Source organism: Mesorhizobium sp. (assembly GCF_965229135.1).
Taxonomy (GTDB): Bacteria; Pseudomonadota; Alphaproteobacteria; order Rhizobiales; family Rhizobiaceae; genus Mesorhizobium.
Map to the genome: position 1 here is coordinate 5,678,564 of NZ_OZ245860.1, position 14,279 is coordinate 5,692,842.

Genomic DNA, 14,279 nt, shown 5'->3' on the forward strand with positions numbered 1-14,279 from the left:
CGGCCCCTCTCGGGGCCGTGCTCTTCCTTACCGGTCGATCGTCGCCATGGTGCGCTCGGGATAGCGCGGGCCGGAGATTTTTCCCGGCGCCAGCGCCTCGTCCAGAGCTGTCATCTCGGCGGCGTCGAGCTTCAGCGACGCGGCGGCGATGTTCTCCTCCAGATATTTTCTGCGCTTGGTGCCGGGGATCGGCACGATGTCGATCGCGAAATCCGTGCCCTTTTGCAGCAGCCATGCCAGCGCGACCTGGCCGGGCTTGACGCCCTTGGCCGTCGCGATGTCGCGCACCTTGGCCGCCGCCTCGACATTGGCGTCATAATTGGCGCCCTGGTAGCGCGGATCGTTGCGGCGGTAATCGCCCTCGGGATAGTCTTCCGCGCGCTTGACCTCGCCGGTGAGGAAGCCGCGGCCGAGCGGTGAGAACGGCACCAGGCCGATGCCAAGTTCACTGAGCAGCGGGATGATCCGCGGCTCCAGGTTGCGCTCCCACAGCGAGTACTCGCTCTGCACCGCCGTCACCGGATGCACGGCATGCGAGCGGCGGATGTTGGCGGCACCGGCTTCCGACAGGCCGAAGAACCGCACCTTGCCTTCGGCGACCAGTTCGCCAACGGTTCCAGCGACATCCTCGGCCTGCACGGCCGGGTCGACGCGGTGCTGGTAGAGGAGGTCGATATGGTCGGTGGCGAGCCGCTTCAACGAGCCTTCGACGGCGGATCTGATGGTTGCGGGCCGGCTGTCGCGCTCGGCGCCGACCTGCTTACCGTCCACGAGCTTGAAGCCGAACTTGGTTGCGATCGTCACCTGGTCTCGCTTGCCCTTCAGCGCGCGGCCGAGCAGGGCCTCGTTGGCATGCGGGCCATAGACTTCGGCGGTGTCGAGGAAGGTGCAGCCAAGTTCGATGGCGCGGTGCAGCGTGGCGATGGATTCGGCCTCGTCGGCCGGGCCATAGGACTGGCTCATGCCCATGCAGCCGAGGCCGATGGCCGATACCTGCAGCCCCTGGCTGCCGAGCTTGCGTGTCCTGAGGGTCATGGTTGGGATCTCCGGGAGGGAAGGGGATGACAGGGACTATATAGAGCGCTCGCTCAATTCCCACAGGCGCTCAATTCCCCCAGGCGCTCAATTCCCCCAGGCTCTCGGTGGTCGGGCTGTCGACGGATCATGACGGCTTGGGATTTGCGCCGGCAACCGAGGATCGGCTCGCTGCCCGGCATGGGCCGGCCTTTCAGCACTGAATCACGATTGCGCTCCAACCAGTTGTTTTTGCGCATCTACGCGGACGCCGGATGACCCACTCGGCCCCGGAGGATCTAGGCCGCCAGTTCCAGCGGTTGCGCGAAGACCACCCTGTTGCGGCCCTGTTCCTTGGCTTCGTAAAGGCAGCGGTCGACCTGCCGCATCAGCTGGGTGCGGCTTTGGCCGGCTTGCGCCATGGCGACGCCGATGCTGACGGTGAGCCCGTGACGGCTCGCGCCGTTCGGACGAAAGTCGATCTGCTCAACGGAGGCGCGAATGCGTTCGGCGATCGTCGCCGCCTCTTCGCGGCTGGTGCTGGGCAGGAACACGCAGAATTCCTCGCCGCCGACACGGCCGACGAAATCCAGCTCCCGGATCGAGCCCTGGATCGTCCTCGAGATCATCACCAGCGCCTCGTCGCCGGTCAGGTGGCCAAACGTGTCGTTGATGCGCTTGAAGTGGTCGGCGTCGATCAGCAACAGCGCGCCTGAATCGCTCTGCCGGCGGCTTCGCTTCATCTGGTCGAAGAACGCTTCCCGGCTGAGGAAGCCGGTCAGGCCATCGCGCCTGTATTTTTCATGCAGCCGCGCATGCGCCTGCGACAGTTCGGCGAGCGCGCGTTTCAACTTGCCGTTCTGCAGGAAGATGATGAAGGCGGCAGGGAAGGCGGTGACGACCGGAAGTATCGAGTTCATCGCGAACACGAACAGGGTGAAGGGCTGACCGGCCGAAGCGCGGATCGCAAAGGACAGGATCTGGCTGACGGCGATGACGCCCAGAGTCACCAATACGGCCTTGAACGCGATCTTCCACATGCCCGGCCCCTGTGTTTTCGACAGGCCGGCTGATAGCGTCCAAGTGTTAAGGGCAGCCAAAAATAATCCGGCAAAGGCCCACCACCGTAGGCGGCGCTAGAGGATGCTGGTCGTGACCTCGACCACAATGGCGGCGCCGTCGAGCGAGCCATTGGGCATATGGACGACACGGGACACGCGCAGATCCTGGGTGTTGCCATCGATCGGCAGCGATACGCTTTCGCCGATGCGCGGAACCGCCTGGAATATGACGTCGGTCGATTCCGGGCGGTTGTCGATCGATACGCGGCAACTGACGGTCATGGCTGGTCTCCGATGCTTCCGATGGGTCTCATCCGTCAACGCGAGCGGCACGAAATGGTTCAAAGAAAGCCAGGTGGCGATCCCGCGAAAGCAAGGATTCAGGATTTGCCGTTCGATCCGGCGGGTTGTCATCCTGTGCTTGGAAGCTGGTTCCCGCTCATGGGCTCGAACCACGATTCACGCCTTCAAAGGGCGCTGTCCTACCATTAGACGAAGCGGGAAAAGGCAACGTGGCACCACCCCTAGCCGGTTCGGACCGCGGGATCAACGCGCCGAGCGCATTACGGTGCGTTTCCGTCTGACATCGAGCGGATCAATTCGGGAAGCTGTTCGACGGCTCATCGCAACGATAGAGAGGGCAGGTGCCGTCGAGTGTCCTGACATAGGCCGGCACCGGCACTTCGGGAAAGTCGCACTCCGTGCCGTATTGCCGGACGTAGCGGTCATAGGTGTTCTGGCCGGTGGTCAGCACCGCCGCGTGCCGGCTGCTGATCAGCCCCTGGGCCTGTTCGCAGGTCATTTTGCGCGCGTCCGGCCGGGCCTCGGCGACACTTGTCGCGGCGATCAGCACGGCGGCGGCGCATAGCGTAATGTTGCGAATGGTCATGACGGCATCCTCACAAAGCATTCTCAGTCAAATTCGCATCTTGCGACATGGTTCCGCAACAGCCCGGTCACGATGCGGCGAGCGGCCCGAGCGGCCGATGCCCAAATCCGGCCACACCGCTTGGTGACAACATGTCTGGCAACCAAGTCGCATGTGTGCATTGCTGGTCATGGACAGCAGAAAACCCTACGAAACGCCGAGGTGGACCGGAAACGAGGACCGCCCAGCCATGTGCTGTTCGCGCTGCGGAAGTCGGGAACACAGCTATGAGCAGTGTCAGCAGGAAAATTCATCGGTGGTCCCACCCGATAACGCCGACGAGGCCGGGATCTATCCCGGCTGAGACCTCCCGATCTCCGTTGTTAGCAATTTTCCGCCATGATCGGCCCATCATGGCGGCATGGGGCATGATGCCCTGGCTCGGGATCCTGGTGCGCCGTTCGATGTGGAACGTAGCCGGGCAGTGAGGCCAGGCATCTCTTTGATAGTTCCCGTCAACACCACGGACTTGCTGATCCTTTAGCAGCCACGGGCAATGGCGAGGCCGACAGACGGCAGCCTGGATATTGATGACGCTTCGGCATCGGCCGGCGTCGTTTCGCCCCCGACGCAGGCCCGCTGCAGCCGGACGAGATCGGTATCTACGGCTACCGAGGTGTCGGCCGGAGGTCGCCGGCCCGCTTCGCCGGGCGCCCTGACAACGCTTCCTGACAATGCCGTTCGACCGCGAACGCAGAATGTCGCCTGTCGATCGCAACCAAAATGCCTCGCCGCGCATTGCTTGGCGTGGGCGACAGAATTCCGTGACGGGTGCGGAACGGAGAGGCAAGCAGGGGCATGACAGAATTGGCCGGCATCGGTGCCCTGACCGTCGCCCCTGCTGGCGCGTGGCTGGCCGCGATTGTCGATTCCTCCTTCGATGCCATCATCAGCAAGGATTTGAACAGCGTCATCACCAGTTGGAACGGCGCGGCCCAACGCATGTTCGGCTACACCTCCGAAGAGGCGGTGGGCCGGTCCATCCTGATGCTGATCCCCGATCATCTCAGGGACGAAGAGGCCGATATCATCGGCAGGGTTCGCAATGGCGAGCGCGTGGCAAGCTATGAGACCGTAAGGCGGCGCAAGGATGGCACCCTCGTCGCGGTGTCGCTTACCGTCTCGCCGATCCGCAACGAAGCAGGCGAGATCATCGGCGCGTCGAAGATCGCGCGCGACATCACCGCGACCAAGGAGAGCGAGCGCCGGATCAGGCTCCTGATGCGGGAGGTGAACCATCGCGTCAAGAACCAGTTCGCGGTGATCCTCTCGATGGTCCGGGAGACGGGCAGGCGCTCAACAGACCCGCGCGAGTTCGAGGAATTGATCCGCGCGCGGATCATGGCCCTGTCGCGGTCGCATGACCTCCTGGTGAATTCGGAATGGGCGGGCGCCAGCCTGTTCGACCTCATCCAGGAGCATCTCAAGCCATTCGGCCATGAGGACAGGATTTCGCTGTCCGGCCCGCTCCTGACCCTGCAATCAAACGCGGTGCAGAATCTCGGCATGGCCTTTCACGAACTTGGCACCAACTCGTCCAAATACGGCGCGCTGTCGGGCGCGGCCGGACGGCTCGAGATCACCTGGCAGATCGTTACCGGGGTTTCGGGCGGACGGGAAATCCACCTGCTCTGGGACGAAACATCGCCCGTCCATGCCGGGCAAGCCGAAAGCACACGCAAGGGTTTCGGCACCATCGTGCTGCAGCGGGTCACGCCGCAATCGCTGAACGGTTCGGCGGTTCTGGAGCGCAGTGCCGGCCATCTCACATGGGAACTGACCGCGCCGCTGGACTCGATCATCGTTCCGCAACTCGGCGTCGAGATAACGGCCACGGACAGCGTGCCGGCTTTCGGCCTCTAAAGGGTCCAACTCCGCCGTCCGCGGGGCGGCCGGCGGACTGAAGGCACCGGTTCTTGAAACCGGTGCCTTGTCGCTGGGTGCCTAGAACGCCAGGCCGAATTTGGCATTGAAGCCATTGTCGCTCGACCGGCTGCCGAACTGACCGGAATAGGTCAGACCGAACTTTGCCGTCTCGCTGACGGCGAAGTCGATGCCGGCCTCTACGAGCATTGCGTCCACGGCGATCGGCGCGCCGGCGACAGAGAAGACATCGCTGCCAGTGAAGTTGACGCTGGATGTCGGCGTGATGTCGCCGAAGGCATGGCGCCAGCCCAGCGTGCCGCGAACCGTTGCCGGCAAGCCGCCCAGCGAGACATCGGTGGAAGCCCTGACGCCCAGCGTGCTGAACGTCACGCTGTTGTTGGACGCCGCGCTCGTCAAGGCGGCGGCGCCGCCGCTTTCGGCAAAACCGTCGGTGTGCAGGTTGACGTAGGTGAGATTGGCGAAGGGCTCGAAGGCGGCGATAGGCGACTCGATCCGGTACCCGGCCTCACCGAACAGCTGCGTCGTGCCTGCGTCATAGTTGGCGCTCAGCGCATCGTCGAAACCGGGGAAGCCGACGGTGCGGTCGGTCTGGATGCTATGCCAGCTATAGGCCGCGCCGGCGCGCACCCCGAATGCTCCCCACCGGCCGCCGCCATAGACGCCCAGATGGTAATTGTCGCTCGAGCCCGACGAGGCGTCGTTGTCCGCGTCGAAGGACGAGTGGCTGTAGCCGGCCAGCACGCCAATCCGCCAGGCGTCGCCCACCGCGCCATCGGCGCCGGCAATGAAGCCGCCGGTGCTGCGGTCGAGGCCCGCCGCATTCGCGTTGCCATCGATCCGGCCCCAGGAGCCGAAAGCCTGGCCCCAGACGGCGAAGCGCTGGGTGTTAGCGGCCACCAGTTCCGGGCCGCCCTCGCCATAAGCCATGACCGGAAGCGCGGGCGCGGCGACCTCATCCAGCGCCGAGCGAATACGCGCCGTGGCCATGTCGGACACGTAATGGCTGTCCTGCACAAGCATGCCCTTGGCCGCCGCGTGCATCTCTCCGGACAAGGCATCGAGCGCCTGGCGCGCGGCGTCCTCATTGCTGAGCATCAGCATGGCGAAGGCCAGCGGATTGCCCGTGCCAAGGCCATCAATGGCCTGGGCGGTGGCTTCCTGGTTGGATGTCTCCGCAATGTCGGCGATGTCTATATCGTTGCGGATCAGGCTCAGCATCACGTCATTGCCGTCGCCACCCTGATAGTTGAGAAGGTGGTCGAGAAAGATCAGGTTGTTGAGCGGGCTGACATCGAACTCGCCGATGACGGCGCTGCTGCCTTGATTGTCGATGATCGTATACGGGCCGTTGAGCACGCTCCAGCTTGCCGGCGTTGTCGGAGACAAGGCCAACTTCAGCTTCGCGCCTGTTATGTCTACCGTCCCGCCGACGACGAGCTTGTCCGCCGCCGTGGGCGAACCCTCGACTTCGAAGATGCCGTGGTTCGTATAGTCGCCGCCAACGGTCTGGCTGCCGATCGAGTTGCCAACACCATGCGTGCCGCCCGACGCGATTGTGACGTCGCCGCCAATGGTGCCGGAGCCGCCGAGGCGGGCGCCGGACTTGACCTCGATGTCACCGCCGAGCTTGCCTGCGCCGGCCACCCCGACGATCAGCGAGCCGGACGAGACGGTCGTGCTACCGGTGAAGCCGGAACTGTCGCCGGTCAGGGTCAGCGAGTTGCCGCCCGCCTGCTCGATGGTGCCCGATCCGGAGAACACGCCCTTCCAGGTCACAGCGTTCGAGCGGTTGTAGATCAGCGCGCCGTCATTGGTGATTGTGCCGGCGAAGTTGCCGACGCCGCCGATCCAGCCGGTGGTGCCGCCATTGCCGAGTTGCAGCGTGGTACCCGACGCGATTGTCGCGTTGTTGCCGCCGCTGTTGGCGCCGGTGAAGATGAACGTTCCGCCGCCGCCCACGGTGACGCCGCCGGGCCCGGTGATGGTGCCCGCGTAGGTCACCTCGTCGGAGCGCTTGAAGGCCAGCGTGCCATAGTTGGTGACGTTGCTGGTGAGGGAACCCACCGTGCCGCCGTCGCCGATCTGCAGCGTCGCGCCGGACGAAATGCCCGCGCCGCCGCTGAAATCGTTCGCGCCGGTCAGTATCTGTGTGCCGCTGCTGACCGATATGCCGGCGGTGCCGTGGATGGCGCCGGAGAAGGTGCCCGACGCGGCCGTGATGATGAGCGATTTGTCACCGAGCTCGACGGCGCCGCTGCCGGTGAGCGCCTTGATCTGTGCACCTACCGACGCCGAGATATCGAATGTGCCATTGACCTCGACCCCGCTCGACGCGTTGACCCGGCCCTGTCCCGTGAGTGCCAGCGTGGCGCCGCTGTCGATGGTGGTCTTGCCGGTATAGGTGTTCATCCCGTCGAGCTTTTGCGTGCCGCCGGCGATGGTGAGGCCGCCAGCGCCTTCGATGACGTTCACGAACGAACCCGAGGCCGCGCTGACGGTCAGTGTCTTGGCACCCAGCACAACCTTGCCGCCTCCTGTCAGCGTCTTGATCGAAGCGCCGTCGGTGGTGGCCGAGATGTCTAACGTTCCGCTGACGATCACGCCGCTCGAGGACGCGATGCTGCCCGCGCCGGATAGCGCCAGAGTGCCGCCGCCATCGATGGTCGTGCCGCCGGTATAGGTGTTGACGCCGCTGAGCGTGACCGTTCCGGAGCCGATCTTGTGCAGGCCGCCGGTTCCCGCCAGCACGGCCGACACCGTGCCCGCGCTCAGGTCGAAACTGCCGCTGCTGCTGAGCGTGCCGTTGCTGAGTTCGCCGCCGGTGAGCTTGAAGCCGGTAGCGGTCTGCGTGGTGGCGCCGAGATCGAGCGTGCCTTCCTTGACGGACCACGCCATGACCGTGCCCGGCGTGCCCGAGACGGTCCAGATACTGCTGCCTGACTTCTCCAGTATGCCGAAGCCTTCATACTGGGCACCCGAACCTGAAGCGCCGAGCCGCGAGAGATCGAAGGAGGCGTTCGCGGATCCGCCGAGGCCAAACGTGTCCGCCGCGCTGAAGGCGCTCACCTTGCCCTGGATCACGGAACTGCCGGCAATGGTGAGGCTGTTGACGCCGCCGGTGAAGTTGATGGCGCTTGCCTGAACGCCATTGCCGGACAAGCCACCCTTGATCGTGCCGGCATTGATGATCTTGAGGCCCGAGCCGGAGATCGCGACGCCGCCCGTGCCGACATTCGTGATGCCGGGGTCGTTCGGGTCCTTGACGCCGCCATTGCCGCCGAGCACGGAAGCGCCCGATGCGATCGTGACCGAAAGGCCGTTGCCCGACAGGCCGATGCCGCCATTGCCAGCTTTCGCGCGCCGGTTGGCCGCCGCGGACGCTTGACCCGCATTGCCGCCATTGCCGCCGCTCACCGTGGTTGCAATTGTCAGCGCCGCGCCGCTAGCGGTCATGACAAGCCCGTTGCCGCCCGAACCGCCGCCGCCACCATAGGCGTCGACGGCCGAGATGGCGGTTTCCCCACCATTGCCGCCATTGCCGCCGCTGACCTGTTGGGTCAAGGTGGCGAGGTCGCCTGAACCTGTGATGACCGCGCCATAGCCGCCGGCGCCACCGCCACCGGCGTCGGCGGAGGCGGTTCCGCTGTTGCCGCCGCCATCGCCGCCCTTGCCGCCGGCTGTTGCCGAGGTTGGCAGTGTGGCGCCGACATAGCCGTGAGCACCGCCGCCGCCGCCGCCGCGACCACCATCTCCGCTCGTAGCCGCCGCGCCATCAGCGCCGGGTGTCAAGCCGCCGGCCCCTCCGGGAAAAGCGTTGATGCTGCCAGCGCCCCCGTTTCCACCGATTATGCCTGCGCCGCCGCCGCCGCCCGCCCAGCCCCCCGCGGAAGAATTGCCGCCGTCCTGACCCGCGCCTGTCACGCTGTCCTGGCCGCCTGCGCCGCCCGGCGGGTTCTCCCCGCCGCCACCGCCGCCGGCGTGTGACGGTGATGCCGCCAAGGCCAGTATAATGGCGCCGGCCACCAGCGCCGCCACCATCGAGGTGGATGAAACGCTGCCAAGAAGTGCCTTCTTGCCCGATGCGACCGAACTCTCAAATCTCGAAATCATGAAATAACCCCGCGCTCCTGCCGGTCGACCCTTCACGGTCGAACACGACGAACTGGCCTGTCGAAATCGACAGGCCGCTCCAGACGATGAAGCCGTATCTCGATGAGGCGATAACTTGCCGCGACCACGGGTTTTGATCGGCTTGGCAGCCGTCAAAAGCCCAAGGCCGGCAAGGGTTATGCACCCGAACCAAGACCCCCAAGACCCCAGGATGCTTATCGGATCAATTTCTCGTGAACGCAACCGGCAATCTGAGGTGGCAGCCGGATTCTGGTTGGACCAGTTGGAATCAGCTTGACGCGGCGATCCATCTTAATAGGCTATCCAATTGAAAATAATGGAAAATAGTGGTTATCGTACGCTATTAACGAAGCTGAATGGGTTGCGATGAAGGAGTTCGTCCAGCAAATTTCCGCAATGGCCTGGCTTGACCCGCGCCGCGCAGGTTGTGCTGGCGTGCAAGGCGCTGTCGCGCGGGGAAGGCGGCGACGGCACTGCAAGACGACAATCGCCGGCGTTGGGAAACCAATGCGAGATGTTGCGCGCAGGGTTCGGCGGAACTTCGAGACGTTTGCGCCGATAGAAGGAACCCGCACCCGGCGGCCACGTTATGGGCACCAGTCGTTCAGAGAGAAATCATGGAACAACTCGTCGAGGAATTCGGCCATCCCACTTACACATCGTTCCCGGTGATAGCGGCTCGGCTGCTGCTGGCGACGATTTTCGGTACCGTCATCGGCTTCGAGCGTGAGTGGCGCAATCGTCCTGCCGGACTGCGCACCCATGTTCTGGTCTGCGTCGCGGCGGCGACATTCGGTATCCTCACCATTGAGATTATCCATGCGCCGATGTTCGCCATGGACTCGGTCAAGGTGGATCCGATCCGCGTCGTCGAGGCGGTCACCGCCGGCGTTGCCTTCCTCGCCGCCGGCTCGATCATCTTTTCCAGGGGAGAGGTGCGCGGCCTGACAACGGGCGCCGGCATGTGGCTTGCCGGCGGTATCGGCCTCGCATGCGGGCTCGGCCTGTGGCAGGTGGCGGGGTTCGGCACGCTGCTGGTGCTGATCGTCTCGGGCCTACTGGCACGATTTCAGATCCCCACGACCGACGAGCCAGAGAAAACACAAGCGAAATCGCCCCGCGCCGCCACAGCGAAACGCCGGGCTTAGAGCGGCCTGACGCGATGCCGCGCGAGGGGCGCCGTTTCGCGAAGGGCGCCTCTGACGGCCGTCATGTCCACAACTGCTTGGCCAGTGCGGACAGCGTCGGCTTTTTCGGGCCAACCTTTTTGCAACATGGACGTTAGCCCTTCGTAACCGAAGGAGATGCCCATGCTGACCAAGTCCAATACGTCGAAGGCGACGCAAAGGCAGCGACGCGTGCAGCGCAAGGTCGATGCGGACGATCGCGCCGCGCCGAAATCCAAGTCCAAGGGCGCCATGCAGGCGGGCGCGCGCGAATATCCGGAGCCGCCATTCCCGAAACAGCATCATCGCAAGCCCGGCCACGAGTCCGAGATCAGGCCGGCGCCGCTCTATGACGCGCCCTTCTGGACGGGATCGGGAAAGCTCGACGGCAAGGTGGCGCTGATTACCGGCGGCGATTCCGGCATCGGCCGGGCGGTGGCGGTGCTTTTCGCGCGCGAAGGCGCGGATGTCGCTGTCGTCTACCTGTCGGAGGACAAGGACGCGGAAACGACCGGGCGGGCTGTCGAGGCCGAGGGCCGACGCTTCCTGGCCTTGCGTGGAGATGTCGGCAAGCGCGCCTTCTGCCGCAAGGCCGTCGAGGCCACGGTCAAACGGTTCGGCCGCCTGGACGTGCTGGTCAACAATGCGGCCTTCCAGGTGCATTCGACGGATTTCGCCGACCTGACCGAGGAGCATTTCGACACCACGCTGAAGACCAATCTCTACGGTTACTTCCATATGGCGCAGGCAGCGGTCGCGCATATGGAGCCTGGCTCCGCGATCGTGAACACCGGGTCGATCACCGGCATCGACGGCTCGAAAGAGCTGATCGACTATTCGATGACCAAGGGCGGGATCCATGCCTTCACGCGGGCACTGTCGGGAAATCTCATCGGCAAGGGTATCCGCGTCAACGCGGTGGCGCCGGGGCCGGTTTGGACGCCCCTCAATCCATCCGAAAAGCAGGCGAAGGACGTCTCGCAATTCGGCGCCGAGGTGCCGATGAAGCGACCGGCGCAACCGGAAGAGATCGCGCCGGCCTATGTGTTCCTGGCTTCGCCGCAGTGCTCCAGCTACATCACCGGCGAAATCCTGCCGGTCATCGGCGGCTATTGAAGCTGCTCCCCTACGAGAAGAAGGAGGCGAGGATGAGAGTGCTTCTCATGCTGCCCATAACCATGATGCTCGCGGCGCCCGCCGCGGCGCAAACACAGCTGAACGAAAACCCGACCAGCGACAAATGCCGTGCGTCGACGGATGGCAAGCAAAAGCCGGCTGACAAGACGCTGAGCGAGACGCTGGACAATTGCGGCGGTGTGCTGAAGCCGCCGGTAACCGGCGACCAGGGCATGACGACGCCCCCTCCGGCCCAGGGCAACACGCCGGTGATCAAGCCGGGCGAAGTGCCGGCCCAGCCGCCGAAGCAATAGCCCAGCCGTTTGCCATATCTCCATGCCTGGCGAGCCTGCCGCCAAAGAAGCTCCGGAGGCGGGGGCGGCTGGAGCAGCCACGTGCTTTGTTCGGATTTCGCGGGGCCTCACGAATGGTGTGTCAAGCGGCAGAACGGCATGTCTGGCGCGAAGAGAACAGGCACGTCTGGTGCGCATAAAACACTTGCCGTTTCGAGCGGAACTTCGCTTCCCGACGAGCGTTTCTGTCACGATCATAGAATTGCAAAGGATATCATCGTGAGAGATATTGCCAGTACCGCCACGTTTCTCGCCTCGATCGCCATCGTGATCGCCTTGATGTTGATGGCGCCCAAGAGCCTTGGATTTGATTCTTCGCATCCGATCGTCGAGGCTGGAGCGGCGCCTTAAGCGCGTTGGGCTGAACACCCCGTACCAATGGATGGGTCGGTTTCAAGCCAACGGCCCGCCGATAGAAACGATAGCCCTATTCAGCGACCACGCCCGCATGGTCGCACAGGGCGCCAAAGGCTTCCTGTGCTTGAGAAGCACTCCCGTTACCATTCATCGCGGCTTCGACCGTTTCGCGCGCGGCCTGATAGAACGGGCCGCGCTTGGCATGCGGCCAATCGATCAGGATCTCGCTCGCGTCCTTGAGCGTCGACACAGTGCGGATGGTGTCCGAACCATGCGGCTTGATCCGTATCGGTGCGGCCAGGCGCGGGTCGACCATCAGGATCTCCCGCCATGGGACAGGAGTTCCGCTTCGCGCGCCGCGTCGATAATGGCCTTCATCGCCTTCGCGGGCGGCGTCCAGCCGTCGAGCGCATCGCGGCAGCAACGCATCGCTGCCCGGTAGCGCCGGCCTTCATGTGTCGGCCAGTCGCCCAGGCATTCGAGGCCTTCCCAGGCGCTGCGCACCACACGCTCCCGTGCCGGGCCGAATTTCAACCTGACAGGGTGGGGGAAGAACTTGTCGTTCAACTTGGTTCTCCGTCGCTTGGAACGCCGGATAACGTCACTCATTGTCCGAGGTTCCTTGCCCCCGAACGGTTTTAGTTCCGTGCCGCCATGTAGGAGTCGAGCTTCTTGCGCGACGGCCCGTAGCGCTTGATGATGGTCTTGGCTTCGCTGGGCGGGATGCCGTATTTCTTGGCGAATGCAGCGACCTCATAGGGCTCTTCGCTAGCGACCAGCTTGCGGTCTTCCTTGGTCTTCGATTTGTCGTCCGTCATGTGGGATCCTCACATCTGTTGCCGGGGAGCGGATTTCTCGCTGCTGCTGGATTTCCGCGACGGTTCGCGGGCGGCCCGGCCTGTTCAAGCCAAAGATGGGGATGGCAGGCGCGGTAAACAACGGCAAGGTTCCATCGCCCGGTTACCTCCAGCGATTTCGGGCGACCGGCGCGATCAGGAGGGCGTCTGGTCGGCCTGCAGTGCCAGCCCCGCGCCGGCCTCCCGGCTTTCCCGGCAGACCGTGCAGGGGGCGCTCTGCCCGGGGCAGCCGCGCTGATGCGTCCCTGCCGGACAGCAATGGCCGTTGGAGTTGTCCCAGCGGCTACAATGGAAGACCTGGCCCGCGCCGCCGCAGCCATGGCATTCCGGCATCTCCGACCGGACCAGATACGACCGCGCTCCGTACTTCGCACTAACGCCCGACATACGCCCCACTCGAAACATGCCTGCCACGGCATTTAAGCCCGCGCTTAAATTAGCACGGAACTCGTTACAGACAAGTTTCACGATTTTGTGCGGGTCGCGCGTCATGCCGGAGCCAGAGGCCATCGCGGACATGCGAGACCATCTTGTTCCGGTTCCGAGATGAAGCCTTGCCGGCTTCAGGCCGGCTTCAGGTGCATGGCCGACAGATACATGATTGCCGAGGCGGCCTGCCTGCGGTCCCAGCCGGCGGCTTCGACCTTTTCGAGCAATGCTTCAAGGTGAGGGGCGATCACCTCCCTGCATTCCTTTTCATAGGCGGCGTGCATTGCCTGGTGTTGCGGCGCACTGATGGTGAGTGCCTTGGCCATGTCCGATATCCCCTCCGTCACTGAGCGCGAATCTATAACACCGGCAGGTGAATCGGAATCGATTTCCGCGGCCCGGCCGCATGGATTCAACGGCTTGGAGGCTTTTTTGCCACCCGCTCCGTCGGCCGGCTGGCGAACACGTCACAGGGATGTCAGCCGGTCCGCACCAAGGTCCGTGCGGCCAACGGCTTCAATCCGGGCCACGGTCGCGCGGACATATAACGTTCCATCCGGCTGGAGGGCAGGCCAGCGGCGATGCATGGGCCGGCGCGCGCCAATCCGCCGGAAGCGCCGGCAGGATCTTCCGGGCAAGGCTCCTCAGCGTTGGTCGTCAGCCAGGGTGTTCTCGATCGCGGCGATGTTGAGCTCCAGCCGTGCGACCATCTGCAATGTGCTTGCGCTCGGCATGGTCTCCATCTCGGCCGCCGCGTAGAGGAGCTGGCGTTGTTCGGCCTTCAGGCGTGCCAGCAATGACTGCAGTTTTTGTTCCATGTCCCCATTCCTTCCTGGAACATCCTTGCGCGTTCAAGCGGAAGCGCAACCTGTCCCAAGTCCCTTGAATCATGCACCGCGCCTGCCGAAACCGGGTCCGGTTCTCGTGCCGGTGCAACAGCCCGCGCGCGGCCTATAGGGCAGATGGCGATCCGGCTCAAG

The 14,279-nt window shown here is 64.3% G+C and carries 15 protein-coding genes and 1 tRNA gene; 5 read left to right on the forward strand and 11 right to left on the reverse strand.

Translation table 11 applies throughout. The annotated features are described in order from the left end of the window. Positions 1 to 27: 27 nt before the first annotated feature. From ACO07C_RS27355 to ACO07C_RS27375, 5 genes are all read right to left on the reverse strand, one after another. Positions 28 to 1,035, reverse strand: a complete 1,008-nt coding sequence (locus ACO07C_RS27355; protein ID WP_421917311.1) for an aldo/keto reductase — start codon at positions 1,033 to 1,035, stop codon at positions 28 to 30. A gap of 278 nt (positions 1,036 to 1,313) precedes the next feature. Further along, positions 1,314 to 2,054, reverse strand: coding sequence for a GGDEF domain-containing protein (locus tag ACO07C_RS27360; protein ID WP_421917313.1), 741 nt, complete (start codon positions 2,052 to 2,054; stop codon positions 1,314 to 1,316). Between the two features lie 96 nt (positions 2,055 to 2,150). Then, a complete protein-coding gene (locus tag ACO07C_RS27365) occupies positions 2,151 to 2,357 on the reverse strand; it encodes a hypothetical protein (RefSeq protein ID WP_421917314.1) in 207 nt (68 codons plus the stop codon). A gap of 147 nt (positions 2,358 to 2,504) precedes the next feature. Continuing rightward, a tRNA-Gln gene (locus tag ACO07C_RS27370) sits at positions 2,505 to 2,578 on the reverse strand. 92 nt (positions 2,579 to 2,670) lie between these two features. Further along, positions 2,671 to 2,964 (reverse strand): hypothetical protein, encoded by a 294-nt coding sequence (locus ACO07C_RS27375; RefSeq protein WP_421917315.1) that lies wholly within the window; start codon positions 2,962 to 2,964, stop codon positions 2,671 to 2,673. Positions 2,965 to 3,801: 837 nt separating this feature from the next. Between ACO07C_RS27375 and ACO07C_RS27380 the strand changes: the two genes are divergently transcribed. Next, positions 3,802 to 4,866 carry a PAS domain S-box protein gene (locus ACO07C_RS27380; RefSeq protein ID WP_421917316.1) on the forward strand — a complete coding sequence of 355 codons (1,065 nt, stop codon included), beginning with the start codon at positions 3,802 to 3,804 and terminating at the stop codon, positions 4,864 to 4,866. Between the two features lie 81 nt (positions 4,867 to 4,947). Here ACO07C_RS27380 and ACO07C_RS27385 read toward each other — a convergent pair whose 3' ends face one another. Next, entirely contained in the window at positions 4,948 to 9,000 is a 4,053-nt protein-coding gene (locus ACO07C_RS27385; RefSeq protein WP_421917317.1) for an autotransporter domain-containing protein, read from the reverse strand. 638 nt (positions 9,001 to 9,638) lie between these two features. Between ACO07C_RS27385 and ACO07C_RS27390 the strand changes: the two genes are divergently transcribed. From ACO07C_RS27390 to ACO07C_RS27405, 4 genes are all read left to right on the forward strand, one after another. After that, positions 9,639 to 10,169: an MgtC/SapB family protein gene (locus tag ACO07C_RS27390; RefSeq protein WP_421917318.1), complete on the forward strand. Its 531-nt coding sequence runs from the start codon at positions 9,639 to 9,641 to the stop codon at positions 10,167 to 10,169. Positions 10,170 to 10,331: 162 nt separating this feature from the next. Continuing rightward, positions 10,332 to 11,303, forward strand: coding sequence for an SDR family oxidoreductase (locus ACO07C_RS27395; protein ID WP_421917319.1), 972 nt, complete (start codon positions 10,332 to 10,334; stop codon positions 11,301 to 11,303). A 32-nt stretch (positions 11,304 to 11,335) separates the two neighbouring features. Continuing rightward, a complete protein-coding gene (locus ACO07C_RS27400; RefSeq protein ID WP_421917321.1) occupies positions 11,336 to 11,617 on the forward strand; it encodes a hypothetical protein in 282 nt (93 codons plus the stop codon). Between the two features lie 138 nt (positions 11,618 to 11,755). After that, on the forward strand, positions 11,756 to 12,007 hold the full coding sequence (locus ACO07C_RS27405; protein WP_421917323.1) for a hypothetical protein: 252 nt from the start codon (positions 11,756 to 11,758) through the stop codon (positions 12,005 to 12,007). Between the two features lie 76 nt (positions 12,008 to 12,083). Here ACO07C_RS27405 and ACO07C_RS27410 read toward each other — a convergent pair whose 3' ends face one another. The 5 genes from ACO07C_RS27410 to ACO07C_RS27430 all read right to left on the reverse strand — a co-directional run bounded on the left by ACO07C_RS27410 (position 12,084) and on the right by ACO07C_RS27430 (position 14,117). Continuing rightward, positions 12,084 to 12,329, reverse strand: coding sequence for a DUF982 domain-containing protein (locus ACO07C_RS27410; RefSeq protein ID WP_421917325.1), 246 nt, complete (start codon positions 12,327 to 12,329; stop codon positions 12,084 to 12,086). Continuing rightward, entirely contained in the window at positions 12,329 to 12,580 is a 252-nt protein-coding gene (locus ACO07C_RS27415; protein WP_421917326.1) for a DUF982 domain-containing protein, read from the reverse strand. Before ACO07C_RS27415 ends, ACO07C_RS27410 begins: the two co-directional genes overlap by 1 nt. A 71-nt stretch (positions 12,581 to 12,651) precedes the next feature. Continuing rightward, positions 12,652 to 12,831 carry a DUF3606 domain-containing protein gene (locus tag ACO07C_RS27420; RefSeq protein WP_421917327.1) on the reverse strand — a complete coding sequence of 60 codons (180 nt, stop codon included), beginning with the start codon at positions 12,829 to 12,831 and terminating at the stop codon, positions 12,652 to 12,654. Between the two features lie 602 nt (positions 12,832 to 13,433). Next, complete coding sequence (locus ACO07C_RS27425) at positions 13,434 to 13,625, reverse strand: hypothetical protein (protein ID WP_421917328.1); 192 nt, start codon at positions 13,623 to 13,625, stop codon at positions 13,434 to 13,436. 318 nt (positions 13,626 to 13,943) lie between these two features. Continuing rightward, entirely contained in the window at positions 13,944 to 14,117 is a 174-nt protein-coding gene (locus tag ACO07C_RS27430; RefSeq protein WP_421917329.1) for a hypothetical protein, read from the reverse strand. Between the last annotated feature and the right edge of the window lie 162 nt (positions 14,118 to 14,279).